General features: G+C 71.1%; 11 protein-coding genes and 1 pseudogene. 5 read left to right on the plus strand and 7 right to left on the minus strand.

The genetic code is table 11. The annotated features are described in order from the left end of the window. Window positions 1–66: 66 nt before the first annotated feature. On the minus strand, window positions 67–1,164 hold the full coding sequence (gene dapC, locus ACFVXE_RS18580) for a succinyldiaminopimelate transaminase (protein WP_389672225.1): 1,098 nt from the start codon (window positions 1,162–1,164) through the stop codon (window positions 67–69). A gap of 150 nt (window positions 1,165–1,314) precedes the next feature. Further along, complete coding sequence (fdxA, locus tag ACFVXE_RS18585; RefSeq protein WP_018956287.1) at window positions 1,315–1,635, minus strand: ferredoxin; 321 nt, start codon at window positions 1,633–1,635, stop codon at window positions 1,315–1,317. A gap of 117 nt (window positions 1,636–1,752) precedes the next feature. On the opposite strand from fdxA, the gene ACFVXE_RS18590 reads away from it, so the two are divergent. The 3 genes from ACFVXE_RS18590 to ACFVXE_RS18600 all read left to right on the plus strand — a co-directional run bounded on the left by ACFVXE_RS18590 (window position 1,753) and on the right by ACFVXE_RS18600 (window position 4,522). Next, window positions 1,753–2,754 carry a GNAT family N-acetyltransferase gene (locus ACFVXE_RS18590; RefSeq protein ID WP_389672226.1) on the plus strand — a complete coding sequence of 334 codons (1,002 nt, stop codon included), beginning with the start codon at window positions 1,753–1,755 and terminating at the stop codon, window positions 2,752–2,754. A 22-nt stretch (window positions 2,755–2,776) separates the two neighbouring features. Then, entirely contained in the window at window positions 2,777–3,616 is an 840-nt protein-coding gene (locus ACFVXE_RS18595) for a tetratricopeptide repeat protein (RefSeq protein WP_389672227.1), read from the plus strand. A gap of 336 nt (window positions 3,617–3,952) precedes the next feature. Next, on the plus strand, window positions 3,953–4,522 hold the full coding sequence (locus tag ACFVXE_RS18600; protein ID WP_389672228.1) for an IclR family transcriptional regulator C-terminal domain-containing protein: 570 nt from the start codon (window positions 3,953–3,955) through the stop codon (window positions 4,520–4,522). 202 nt (window positions 4,523–4,724) lie between these two features. Here the strand turns inward: ACFVXE_RS18600 and ACFVXE_RS18605 are convergent, their stop codons facing one another. The 4 genes and pseudogenes from ACFVXE_RS18605 to ACFVXE_RS18620 form a co-directional block, all read right to left on the minus strand. Continuing rightward, window positions 4,725–5,708 carry a hypothetical protein gene (locus ACFVXE_RS18605; protein WP_389672354.1) on the minus strand — a complete coding sequence of 328 codons (984 nt, stop codon included), beginning with the start codon at window positions 5,706–5,708 and terminating at the stop codon, window positions 4,725–4,727. Window positions 5,709–6,003: 295 nt separating this feature from the next. Further along, window positions 6,004–6,699: pseudogene (locus tag ACFVXE_RS18610) on the minus strand (ice-binding family protein); the annotation flags it as partial. A gap of 327 nt (window positions 6,700–7,026) precedes the next feature. Then, the gene (locus ACFVXE_RS18615) at window positions 7,027–9,027 is read right to left on the minus strand and encodes a GTP-binding protein (protein WP_389672230.1); all 2,001 of its coding nucleotides are present in this window, start codon (window positions 9,025–9,027) and stop codon (window positions 7,027–7,029) included. A 138-nt stretch (window positions 9,028–9,165) separates the two neighbouring features. Further along, complete coding sequence (locus tag ACFVXE_RS18620) at window positions 9,166–9,654, minus strand: NUDIX domain-containing protein (protein WP_389672232.1); 489 nt, start codon at window positions 9,652–9,654, stop codon at window positions 9,166–9,168. Window positions 9,655–10,069: 415 nt separating this feature from the next. Here ACFVXE_RS18620 and ACFVXE_RS18625 point away from each other — a divergent pair, with 415 nt between their 5' ends. Next, window positions 10,070–11,125 (plus strand): hypothetical protein, encoded by a 1,056-nt coding sequence (locus tag ACFVXE_RS18625; RefSeq protein ID WP_389672233.1) that lies wholly within the window; start codon window positions 10,070–10,072, stop codon window positions 11,123–11,125. Window positions 11,126–11,277: 152 nt separating this feature from the next. After that, the gene (locus tag ACFVXE_RS18630; RefSeq protein WP_389672235.1) at window positions 11,278–12,042 is read left to right on the plus strand and encodes a class F sortase; all 765 of its coding nucleotides are present in this window, start codon (window positions 11,278–11,280) and stop codon (window positions 12,040–12,042) included. A gap of 182 nt (window positions 12,043–12,224) precedes the next feature. On the opposite strand, the gene ACFVXE_RS18635 is transcribed toward ACFVXE_RS18630, so the two are convergent. Then, entirely contained in the window at window positions 12,225–12,836 is a 612-nt protein-coding gene (locus ACFVXE_RS18635) for a response regulator (RefSeq protein ID WP_389672237.1), read from the minus strand. Window position 12,837: the final 1 nt, after the last annotated feature.

Below are 12,837 nucleotides of genomic sequence, written 5' to 3' on the forward strand. Positions count from 1 at the left end.
TCCCACACCTGCGCGAGGGCCACGGGAGTGCCTACTCCCGAGGCCCTCGCGCGGTTCGTGTGCGGGTCAGGACAGTCGCTTGACCGCGGAGTCCACACGCTCGTCCGTCGCCGTGAGCGCCACCCGTACGAAGCGGTCGCCCGCCGGCCCGTAGAAGTCGCCCGGCGCCACCAGGATGCCGAGCTCGGCGAGGTACGCGACGGTGTCCCAGCACGGTTCGTCGCGCGTCGCCCACAGGTAGAGGCTGGCCTCGCTGTGCTCGATCCGGAAGCCGTGGGCCTCCAGCGCCGCCCGCAGGGCCGTGCGGCGGTCCGCGTACCGGGTCCGCTGCTCGGCGACGTGCGTGTCGTCACCGAGCGCCGCGACGGTGGCCGCCTGGACCGGGGCGGGCGTCATCATGCCGCCGTGCTTGCGGATCAGCAGCAGCTCGCCGAGGACGTCCGCGTCGCCCGCGATGAAGGCGGCCCGGTACCCCGCGAGGTTGGAGCGCTTGGAGAGCGAGTGGACGGCGACGATGCCCTCGTACGTACCGCCGCAGACCTCGGAGTGGAGCACGGAGACCGGTTCGGCCTCCCAGCCCAGCTCCAGGTAGCACTCGTCGCTGAAGACCAGCACGTCGTGCTCGCGCGCCCAGGCGACGATCCGGGTCAGCTCCTCCTTGGACAGGACGCGGCCGGTCGGGTTGGACGGCGAGTTGAGCCAGAGCAGCTTGAGTCCGGCCGGGTCGAGCTCGGTCGGGTCGTCGTAGACGACGGGCTCGGCGCCGCAGAGCCGGGCGCCCACCTCGTACGTCGGGTAGGCGAGCCGCGGGTACGCCACCTTGTCGCCCGGGCCGAGGCCGAGCTGGGTCGGCAGCCAGGCCACGAGCTCCTTGGAGCCGACCACCGGGAGCACGTTCTCGTGCGCCACGGAGACCGCTCCGAGGCGTCGCTCCACCCAGCCGGTGAGCGCGTCCCGGAGTTCGGCGGTCCCCCACACCGTCGGGTAACCGGGGCTGTCCGCGGCGGCGACGAGCGCACGCCGGATCAGTTCGGGCACCGGGTCGACGGGGGTCCCGACGGACAGGTCGACGATGCCGTCCGGGTGGGCCGCAGCGGTCGACTTGTAGGGCGCGAGCTTGTCCCAGGGGAAGTCCGGGAGACGGGAGGAGAGTGCTGCGGACACGGGTCTCTGCTTTCTCGTACAGGGGTTACGAGGGTGGTTCGGGTGGTACGGCGCCGACGGCAGCCACCGCCGGCCCGGCCCGGGAAACACCTCGGTCCCGCACGGTGACGAGCCGTACGGGACCGGGGCGGCGCACGTGCTGGCCGCTGCTTACTGGTTCTGCGGCGGCAGTGCTGCGATGAACGCGTGGTCGCGCTCGATCAGGCCCAGCTTGGAGGCACCACCGGGCGACCCGAGGTCGTCGAAGAACTCGACGTTCGCCTTGTAGTAGTCCTTCCACTCCTCCGGGGTGTCGTCCTCGTAGAAGATCGCCTCGACCGGGCATACCGGCTCACAGGCTCCACAGTCGACGCATTCGTCCGGGTGGATGTACAAGGACCGCTGGCCCTCGTAGATGCAGTCGACGGGGCACTCTTCGATGCAGGCCTTGTCCTTCACGTCGACACAAGGCTGCGCGATGACGTAGGTCACGCTGTCGTTCCTCCTCGGTAGGGCGTTGGCTCTCGCGCGGGAGCGCGGCGTCGTCGATGCCCGCACCTAGTATCTCCGTTCCCGGGCACGAACCGAACATGAGGGGCGGAGAGAGCTGTGGAATTCACCATCGGCGGACGGGCCGAGGTCCGAATTACACCCGCTGACGTGGGCAAACGGGTATCAGTCCGGCGTCTTTCGGAGGACGGCGCGGCGGGCCCGAAATTCACCGACACGGTCGGTGTTCTCACATCATGGAACGACGATGTGCTGTCGGTCACACCCAGGAGCGGGGAATCCGTCCATATCGCGGAATCCTCACTGGTGGCCGCCAAGGTCGTCCCTTCCGCGCCGGCCCGCCGCAGGGGCCCGGCCGCCACCTTTGCCGAGCTCGCCCCCGTCTGCGCCCGCGCCTGGCAGCCGGTGGAGAGCGAACCGCTCGGCGACTGGACGCTGCGCGCCGCGCAGGGGTTCACCCGGCGCGCCAACTCCGTACTGCCTCTCGGAGCTCCGGGGGTGCCCCTCGACGAGGCGCTCGCGCGGGTCGAGCGGTGGTACGGGGACCGAGGTCTGCCCGCGTACATCCAGACCGCGACCGGCGCCGAGGGTGCGCAGGAGGAGCTGTGCGCGGAGCTGGAGCGGCACGGGTGGCACCGAGAGGTGACGGCGGAGGTGCGGATCGCGGCGCTGGCCCCGATCGGCGACCTGGACGCCGACGTCTCGCAGGTGCGGCTGAGCCGCGGGACCGACGAGGCGTGGCTGTCCCGGTACCACCGCTTCGACACCCCGGGGCCGCACGTACGGAAGGTGCTGGGCAGCGGCCCCTCGGTGTGGTTCGCGTCCGTTCCGGGTGATGCGGAGGGCGACGCGCCCGCCGCGATCGGGCGGTGCGTGGTGGACGGGCGCTGGGTGGGCTTCATGGCCGTCGAGGTCGGCCCCGGACACCGGCGGCGGGGACTCGCCACGGCGGTCATGGCCGCCCTGGCCCGGCAGGCGCTCGACGAGGGGGCGTCGGCGGCGTGGCTGCAGGTGGAGGCGGACAATGAGGGCGCACGTGCGCTGTACGACCGGATGGGGTTCGTGACCCATCACCTCTACCACCACTTCCGGTCCGTCTAGCGGAGGCAACGGCATGTCGCCCATGAACCGACCGGACCCCGAGCGGGACGAGCTCCGACGGCAGTTCGCCGAGGAGGCACGCGCCGAGCGGCCCGACCTGGCGCTGCTCTGCCTCCTGCTGGCCGCGGAGGCCGATCCCGCGCTGGACACCGACGGGATCGACGCGGCACAGATCGAACTGGACCGGCTGGCCGGGCTGCTCCCGTACGGGGTGCGCGGCGGACCCGCCTGGGCTTCGGCGCTGGCCGAACTGCTCGGTGAGCGGCTGGGGTTCGAGGGCTCGTCGACGGATTACGAGCGCCTGCATTCGTCGCTCCTGCACGAGGTGCTGCGGCGCCGTCGCGGGCTGCCGATCCTGCTGTCGGTGGTGTGGATCGAGGTGGCGCGGCGCGCGGGAGCCCCGGTGTACGGAGTGGCGCTGCCGGGTCATTTCGTCGTCGGGTTCGGAGATCCGGCGGAACGGGTGCTGGCCGACCCGTTCGCCGGTGGCCGTCCGATGACAGGGCAGGACGCGGAGCTGCTGGTGACGGGGGCCACCGGGGCGCCGCTGGAGCCGTCGATGCTGGTCCCGGCCCGGCCGCTGGAGATCGTGCTGCGGATCCTGAACAACGTCAGGGCATGGGCGGCGGCCCGGCCCGAGTGCACGCGGGTGGCGCTGTGGGCGGTGGACCTGTCGCTGCTGCTGCCCTCGCATCCGGCGCGGCTGCGGTACGAGCGGGCGCAGCTGCTCGTACAGAGCGGGGAGTTTCTGCGCGGGGCTGCGGAGATGGAGGAGTACGCGGAGCTGGTGCGGACGGTGGAACCGGCGGCCGCGGAGATGATCAAGGGGCGGGCGCGGGCGGCGCGGGCGCTGCTGAACTGAGCTCCGCCCCGGCCGCAGCGCGCCGCCGGACCCGGCCCCGGCCGCCGGGTGCGGCCTGATGCCCGGGGCGCTGACGGCCGTCGCGATCACGTCCGCACGCCATCTCGCCCACCCTTCCCCGCAGACCTGATGCGCCCGGAGCGGATCGCCGCCTGGGCCGTCCGGTGTGCCCGCACGCGGCGCATCCGCACGCGGCACGCGGGCCGGCTGCGCCCTCACCGCCGTCATCTTCTCGCTCCTTCTCCGCCTTCCTTGTCTTCTTCGCCCTCGGCGCCGTACGGAGCATGCCCGCGCTCCGCCCGGTACGCCCCACCCTGCCCCGACCCGCGGAGCGGCGTGCCCGTACGCGCCCGAAAACCCACCACCTTCGAGGCGCAGCCCCATCTGGCCCGGCTCGTCGAGAAGGTGCACGACTCGGCGTCCGTCGCGGTCCTGGCCGACGACGACATCGTGTACGTCGCCCGGGTGCACACCGTGCGCATCATGAGCGTCAACATCACGGTCGGCACCCGCTTCCCGGCGTACGCCACCTCCATGGGCCGGGTGCTGCTGGCCGGTCTGCCCGGGCAGGAGGCGGACGAGCGGCTGGAACGCGCCCCGGTCCGGCCGCTGACGCCGTTCACCCTGGTCGACGCCGCCGCTCTCGCCGAGGCCGTGGCGCGGGCCCGGCGTGACGGCCACGCCCTGGTGGACCAGGAGCTGGAGGAGGGCCTGCGGTCGATCGCGGTGCCGGTGCACGACCGCACCGGCCGGGTGGTCGCCGCCGTGAACGTCTCCACCCACGCCAGCCGCGGCACACCGGACGATGTGCGGCGCGCGGTGCTGCCCGCGCTGCTCTCGGCGGCTGCCGCGATCGAGGAGGACCTGGCGGTCGTGACGGAACGGGTCAGGCTCGCGATCCCCTGACGGACCGGTTCGCCCGTCTCGAACGCTCAGGGCGGGGCGGCTGCGCTGCACCGCTCCGGGCCGCGGTGTCCGGAGCATTGCCCGGCAGTCCACAACGACCGAATCGGCCGACAACGCGCACGGAGGCGGTTGCGACCGATTCGATCGTGGACAGCAGGACTACCTGTACCTGCCTAGTTGGTGGACCGTGAACGGCGCCTCTTCAGGACGATGATGGCGGAGCCGCCGAGGGTGAGCGCAAGCGCCGTACCTGCCATGGCGGCCAGTTCAGCCGTGGACCCCGTGTCGGCGAGGTGGGGACCCATGTATTCGCCATGGTTGGAACCACCTTGACCGACACTGCCACGGCCGTGCTCGCCACTGCCGTAGTCGGCACCGCCGCCACCGTGGCTGCCACCGCCACCGCCGTACTCACCGCCGTGACCGGCACCACCGCCACCGCCTTGGCTACCACCGCCAGCGTGGCTGCCACCGCCACCGCCGTACTCACCGCCGTGACCGGCACCACCGCCGCCGCCTTGGCTGCCACCGCCACCGTGACCGGCACCACCGCCGCCACCTTGGCTGCCACCGCCACCGTGACCGGCACCCCCACCGCCGTACTCACCGCCGTGACCGGCGCCGCCACCACCGCCTTGGCTACCACCGCCACCGCCGTACTCACCGCCGTGACCGGCGCCGCCACCACCGCCTTGGCTGCCGCCACCACCGTGACCGGCACCGCCACCGCCGTACTCACCGCCGTGACCGGCGCCGCCACCACCGCCTTGGCTACCACCGCCACCATGACCGGCACCGCCACCGTATTCGCCGCCACCACCGTGGCCGCCACCACCGTATTCGCCGCCACCACCGTGGCCACCGCCACCGTATTCGCCGCCACCACCGTGGCCGCCGCCGTACTCACCACCACCACCGTGGCCGCCACCACCGTGGCCACCGCCACCGTGCCCGCCACCACCGTGGCCACCGCCACCGTGGCCACCGCCACCGTGGCCACCGCCACCGTGCCCGCCGCCACCGTGGCCACCGCCACCGTGCCCGCCACCACCAGCAGGTCCCGTCGGTCCAGCCGGTCCTGCCGGTCCTGCCGGTCCAGCCGGTCCAGCCGGTCCAGCCGGTCCCGCGGGTCCAGCCGGTCCTGTCGCCCCAGTAGCCCCGGTACCACCGGTCGGACCCGTGCCACCCGTCGGACCTGTACCACCCGTCGGACCCGTGCCACCCGTCGGACCCGTGCCACCCGTCGGACCCGTGCCACCCGTCGGACCTGTACCACCCGTCGGACCCGTGCCACCCGTCGGACCCGTGCCACCCGTCGGACCCGTGCCACCCGTCGGACCTGTACCACCCGTCGGACCCGTGGGCCCGGTACCACCCGTCGGGCCCGTGGGCCCGGTCGGTCCGGCGATGCAGGACGCCCTGGTGATGGTGTTGTTGTCCAGGGTGACCGCGCCATTACGCGCCAGGGCCCGGCCCTCGATCGCCGTGCCGGTCTGTACCGCGATGGACTCCAGGGCCAGGATGCTGCCCTTGAAGAAGGAGTTGGTCCCGATCGTGGCGGAGCTTCCCACCTGCCAGAACACGTTGCACGCCTGAGCCCCGTTGACGAGGCTGACGTTGCTGGCCGAACCCGTGATCAGGGTCGATGCCATCTGGAAGATGAAGACGGCGTCCGGGTCCCCCTGCGCGTCGAGGGTCAGGGTCCCGGTGAGGCCCAGTGAGCTTGTGGAGTTGTAGACGCCGGGGAAGAGCGTCAGTCCGGTGAGGTCGCCCGCCACACTCGCGGTCGGAGCCCGGCCGGCCGCGTCGTTGTAGGCAGTGACCAGGTCGTTCTTCGCTTGGAGAGCGGGAGCGTTGGCTACGTTCTGAACGCCGTTGACGATACCGGGCGGGAAGTTCGTCACCGAAGTCCCCGGGCTGAGCCCGAGGTCTCCGTTGATGATGGTGGGCGTGACTGTGTTGGTGACCGTTGAGCCGGCCAGCACGGCGTAACTGATGTCGGTCCCCAGCCCCACCGGAGCGTCCGCCGCATACGCGGCGGTGGCGAGGAACGTGGTCGTGCTCAGCAGAGTCACACCGGACAGCACGGCGAAAGTCGCCCTGCGCCAGATACGCCTGCGTCGGACTTGCTTGCGCCCGTCTTCCGGGAAAGCAGACGGAGTGGCAGCCACAGCCATTGAAGGTGGCCTTCCTATGTCGAGGTGGGATTGCGGCTGCCGACCCGTAGCCAGTGCTTCTCAGGTGGACGAACGTCCACCTGAGCCACCGGGTCCGCTGGAGCGGGAGACCGCAGGAGGTTCATCGGACGGTGATGAATGGTCACTCACCGTTCCCCAAATGCGGACTCATAGGAACATAAGATGACAATAAATTCGGTAGGCGCGAGGGTGTGTGCCCATTACCCGTCGGGTCGTCACGCCACCAGCCGCCACGGCTTACGCAACCGGCCTATCGCCCGACCGAGCCTTACTCAGCCCATTGGGCGAGTGCCACCACACGTTCCCTCACCCAGTGATCCGCCGCACCGTGTGCAGCAGGTACTCCTTGCGGTTGAGCGGGTTGTGGTCTGTGCGCGGACGTGCCGGGACGGGGCCGACGACGGCCCGGTAGGAGTCGAATCCGGTCTCCAGGACCCCCTCGCCGCGGGTGAGTGCCGGGAGCTGCTGTTGCAGCTCGTGGACCCGCGCGGCCGGAATCTCGCCCTCCAGTACGCCTGACGCGCCCTGCACGGACGGTGCCCGCGGCACGGCCCGCAGCCGTGCGAGTACGGGCAGGGTGGGGCCGAGCGTGTCCGCCGGGAGCTCCAGACGGAACCGGTGCATCGGCTCGTACACCGTGGTCCCGGCCCGCTTCAGAGCGGTCATCAGGACCAGCGGCGTCAGATTGCGGAAGTCCCCGGCCGTACTCGACATCGACTTGTCGAACACGGCATGGGAATGACTCTGCCGGGGCCAGTAACCGGAGTGGGTCAGCGTGACCACGCAGTCGGTGACCGGCCAGCCGTGAATTCCCTGCCGTAGCGTCTCACCGACCGTTTCCTCGACCGCCCTCATCAGCGAGAACGGCATCGACCCGAGTTCCACCTCGATCCGGTAGGCGACTCCGCTGCCGATGGGGGCGGGATCGACGCGCAGACCGATCGTCGCCAGAAAAGGATTGGGGTCCTTGTCCCCCACCTCGAAAGCGCATCCGGTGCCGGCCGGCCGCTCCAGACAGATGGTCGTGGTCTGCCGGAACGTGACGTCGATACCGAATTCCTGTGCCAGGGTCGCCTGGATGACTTCCTTCTGCACCTCACCGTAGAGCGAAACGGACACCTCCTTCCGGATGTCGTCCTGACGCAGATTGATGAGCGGGTCCTGCTCGGCAAGTTGTGAGAGCGCGAAATGCAATTCGCCCCGGCCGGCCGGAGGGCTGGGCACCACGACGGATTCCAGCGTCGGCGGCGCGAAGAAATGCTCGGCCGTGACGCCGTCCGTCGCGCCGACCGCGTCGCCGATCCGGATGTCACCGAGCCCCCACAGCTTCCCGATCCGGCCCGCACCGACCGACGCGGCGCCGACCGCCGCCCCGTGGTCGAAGACACCGACAGCGGTGACCTTGCCTTCGCCGCGCGTGTGATCGCAGCCGAACGGCAGCCGGTCCCGGGTACGCACCGTCCCCGAGAACATCCGGACGTACGCGATCTTCTCGCCGCCCGCACCGCGCTCGACCTTGAACACCGTGCCCGATACCGGCCCGTCGGCATCGCCCCCGGCGGTGGGCAGCAGTTCTCCGATTCCGCCGATCAGGGCGTCCACACCGGCCCCGGTGACGGCCGACCCGAAGAACACCGGATGCACGAGCGCCTGCCCGGTCTGCGCGACCAGTGCCTCGCGGAGCCTGTGGTACGGGAGTGGTGCGCCGCCGTCGACGTAGGCGGCGAGGAGCGCGTCGTCGCGGTCGGCGAGCAACTCGGTGAGCCGGGTGGTGAAGCCGGGGTCGGATTCCGCGTACGGCACGCAGCGGGCGCCGCGCGTCCCCAGCCCGTCGACCGACCCCATCGCGACGACTGCCGGGGTCAGCTTCTCCGAGAGGGCCCGCAGGGTGGACGTGTCCTGCGCACCACCACGGTCGATCTTGTTCACGAAGACGAGTGTCGGAATGCGCAGCCGTTGCAGGGTCCGCATCAGCACGCGGGTCTGAGCCTGGACGCCCTCCACGGCGGAGACGACCAGCACCGCACCGTCGAGCACGCTCAACACCCTTTCCACCTCGGCGATGAAGTCCGGGTGACCGGGGGTGTCGATCAGATTGACCGTGATGTCCTCGATGGTGAACGAGACGACGGCGGACTTGATGGTGATGCCGCGCTGCCGTTCCAGCGCCAGGGAGTCGGTCCGGGTGTTCCCGTCGTCGACGCTGCCGATCTCGTCGATGACTCCGGCGGTGTGGAGCAACCGCTCGGTCAGGCTTGTCTTACCGGCGTCGACATGCGCCAGAATTCCCAGGTTCAATGTGTGCACGAAGCTTCATGTCCTCAAGATCGGTGGCAATTCCCGTCCGAACGAACACGTGAGTTCCGCGCATGACCGTCTCCTGAATTGATGGGTGATCAGCTGACCCGGGATTACAGCAGACGGCCGGTCCGACGGACAACTCGTTTATGACCGGAGATCCATCCGGGAGATCCAGATGTCCTGACCGTCCGCCAGCGGCCCGGCGAGCGGCAGCGGAACGAAGCGGCAGGCGAACTCCATGCCGTTGTCGTCGCCCTCACCCCGGACGGTGTGCGTCCAGGCGTCCGGGGCCCCGTGCCCGGCCTCCAGGTGGAAGAACGTGGTGCGGCGGGGCCGTCCGGTCGTGGGGTGCGGGCTGTCGTCCAGGGCGATCCGGCGGACCACGGCGGCATCGGTCAGTCCGGTTTCCTCGGCCACTTCCCGGAGCACGGCCTCGACGAACCCCTCCCCGGGGCGGACGCCGCCTGCCGGGACCTGGGTGCCCGCCTCCGGCGCACCGGCATGGTCGAAGACGAGCAGTTCGGGGGTGGCTCGGCGCCGGATCACGTACGCCGCCACCCGGACCCTGGGTGCCGGAGCCGGTCCGGCTGACGAGTCGTGGGCGGGTGCGGGCGGAACGCTGCCTGAGGTCATCTGTTCGCACTCCTCGTGCCGATCGCGGTAGGTCTTTCCGGGTGACACCGGGGGAAGCACCCCGGAATCCGACGGAGCCCACAATCTCCCACCGCCATACCAACTCGCCGTTTTTAGAGGTGAGTTCGGGCAATCAGGTCTCGCTCTTCGACGTCCCACCGGACGGTCCATCACCATGAGGCGCCGTCAGCGAACGGGTGACCGGCGAATTCAAACCTCGGTACGCCGAGGGGTGCAGTCCAACGGGTGATAAACGGCCGTTCGCCACCCGAAGGGCGCACACCGTACCCCTGATGCGCGGCTCCCCGATGGCGCGGAACGGCATTCGCATTGACGGTGGATCACGAGGCCACTGCGTCACCTTGAGTCGGCAGCCAGTCACTCGCCGCAGTCGCGCCGAAAGGGATGTGTTCAGATGCGCTCTGCCCGCACCTTGTTCGCTTCAGCCGCGATCACCGCGGTCCTCGCCATCACCACCCCTGCCGCCTACGCCATGTCCGTGGCGGACTGGGGCGGCGGCTCCTCCAGCAGCGGCGACCACGGTGGGAAGTCCGACCGTGGCGACAGCGGCTACGACCGTGGCGACGACGGCGGCTACGGAGACGACTACGGGGACGACGACGGCGGCTACGGCGACGACGACGGCGGCGGCTACGGCGGCGGCCACGGCGGCAAGGGTCACCGGCCGCACGGTGGCGTCCACACCGGCGGCGGCGCCATGGCCATGACGGTGGTCGGCCAGAACGACTCCCACGGCAACGACCGTGGCGACAGGGGTCACGAGAAGTCAGGCAAGGGTGACCACGGAAGCAAGGGTCACGAGGGCCGCCACGGCCACCACGGTGGCAAGCCGCACGGTGGCGTGCACACCGGCGGCGGCGCCATGGCCATGGTCGTGGCCAAGGAGTGGCAGCCCGGCAAGGACGACGAGAAGAAGGGCGGCAAGGGCGGCTACGGCGGCGACGACGGCGGCAGCTACGGCGACGACGGTGGCTACGGTGGCTACGGCGGCGACGACGACGGCGGCTACGGCGACGACGGCGGCGGCTACGGCGGCGGCCACGGCGGCAAGGGTCACCGGCCGCACGGTGGCGTGCACACCGGCGGCGGCGCCATGGCGATGAGCGTGGCCAAGGAGTGGCAGCCCGGCAAGGACGACGAGAAGAAGGGCGGCAAGGGCGGCTACGGCGGCGACGGCGGCGGCAGCTACGGCGACGAGGGTGGCTACGGCGGCGAGGGTGGCTACGGCGGCGACGACGACGGTGGCTACGGCGACGACGGCGGCGGCTACGGCGGCGGCTACGGCGACAAGGGCGGCGACAAGCCCCGCGGTGGCGTGCACACCGGTGGCGGCGGAATGGCGATGACCGGTAACAGCCTGGCCGCCGGTTCGGCGCTGCTCATCGGTGGGCTCGGCGTCGGTGCGTACAAGATGCGCCGCCGTCAGGCCATGGGCGGAGCGGTGGCCTGAACCGACTGAACCGCCGGCGGGTCGCGCAGCTGTCGCGGTCGCTGTCCCTGAGGGGCAGCGGTCGCGGCGGCTGCGTTTCCCCGGTTCCGCTGACCGATCGATCCACCGACCGACCCCTGCCACACGGAAGAACAGAAGAAAGGCACGCTCCCATGGCCGCCCCGCAGTCGTCCGATCCAACCCCCTCCCGGCCGGGCCAGGGCCCCCTTCGCGCCCTGCTCTGGCCCGCAGCAGCGGCGGGGCTGGGCATGCTTCTGATCTACAACTCGTTCGGCGCGTCGGAGGACAACAAGCCGACCACCACTCCCGCGGTGCTCGCGCCCGCCCTTCCCGGGCCCGATGTCGGCGAGCCCGCCCTCCCCGGGCCCGATGTCGGCGCGCCCGCCCTTCCCGGCGCTCCCGCCACGTCCGCTGCCCCGTCGCCCTCCGTCCCCCTGCAGGGGCCGGCCATGCCCCGGTCCCAGCCGAAGCGGATCCGTATCCCCACCATCGCCGTCGACGCCCCCTTCACGTCGCTGGCCATCGGCCCCACCGGGCAGCTCGACGCCCCTCCCCCCAATGACAAGAACCTGGTCGGCTGGTTCAAGGACGGAGCGACGCCCGGTGAGCGCGGCTCGGCGATCGTCGCGGGCCATGTCGACACGAAGACCGGCCCGGCGGTGTTCCTGCAGCTCCAGTTCCTGAAGCCCGGTTCGACGGTCGACATCACCCGGGCGGACGGCACCATCGCCGAGTTCAAGGTCGACTCCGTCGAGAAGTTCAGCAAGGCGCGCTTCCCCAACAAGCGGGTGTACGCCGACACCACGACCGCACAGCTCCGCCTGATCACGTGCGGAGGCACCTACGACAGGAAGGCCAAGGACTACGAGGACAACGTGGTGGTGTTCGCCCATCTCGACGGGGTGAAGAGCAACTGAACCCACCGCACGGTCCCCGCCCGCGCCCCGCCGACATGACGGCAGGCGCGTCGTCGGGATCCCGACGTGCCGGGATCCCGACGGCCCCGCCGTCGACGGAAACCGGAGCGCGGGCGGCTCTTCACCGGGCGGGGCGGAGAGCGCAGGGCCCTGGCCGGGCCGCGCCGGGTCCGTCCGTTCCGCTACAGCCAGCCCTTCTCGCTGGCGATCCGCACCGCTTCCGCCCTGTTCCGGGCCGCCATCTTCTGGATCGCCATGGAGAGGTAGTTGCGCACCGTGCCCTGGGAGAGATGAAGGACCGTGGCGATCTCCGCGTTGGTGGAGCCGCCGGCCGCCGTGCGCAGCACGTCGCGCTCGCGTTCGGTCAGCGGACTGGCGCCGTCGGCCAGCGCGGCCGCCGCCAGGGTCGGGTCGATGACGCGTTCTCCGGCGAGCACCTTCCTGACCGCCGCCGCGAGCTGGGACGCCGGGGCGTCCTTCACCAGGAACGCGGCCGCTCCCGACTCCATGGCCCGGCGCAGATAGCCCGGGCGTCCGAAGGTCGTGACGACGACGACCTTCACGGCGGGGAGTTCGCGGCGGAGCAGCCCTGCCGCCTCGATGCCGGTCATGCCGGGCATCTCGATGTCGAGCAGCGCGACGTCGACGGCGTGTTCGCGTGCCGCGGCCACGACCTCGTCACCGCGTGCGACCTGCGCCACCACCTCGATGTCGGGTTCCAGGCCGAGCAGCGCCGCGAGGGCCTCGCGCACCATGGACTGGTCCTCGGCGAGGAGGAGTCTGATCGGGCTCATT

The organism is Streptomyces sp. NPDC058231 (genome assembly GCF_042882275.1).
Taxonomy (GTDB): Bacteria; Actinomycetota; Actinomycetes; order Streptomycetales; family Streptomycetaceae; genus Streptomyces.

Coding starts and splice junctions, on each gene's coding strand:
- ACFVXE_RS18595 (WP_389672227.1), top strand. CDS start 2,777: ATGAACCGACCGGACCCCGAGCGGGACGAGCTCCGACGGCAGTTCGCC.
- ACFVXE_RS18620 (WP_389672232.1), bottom strand. CDS start 9,654: ATGACCTCAGGCAGCGTTCCGCCCGCACCCGCCCACGACTCGTCAGCC.
- ACFVXE_RS18625 (WP_389672233.1), top strand. CDS start 10,070: ATGCGCTCTGCCCGCACCTTGTTCGCTTCAGCCGCGATCACCGCGGTC.
- ACFVXE_RS18630 (WP_389672235.1), top strand. CDS start 11,278: ATGGCCGCCCCGCAGTCGTCCGATCCAACCCCCTCCCGGCCGGGCCAG.
- ACFVXE_RS18635 (WP_389672237.1), bottom strand. CDS start 12,836: ATGAGCCCGATCAGACTCCTCCTCGCCGAGGACCAGTCCATGGTGCGC.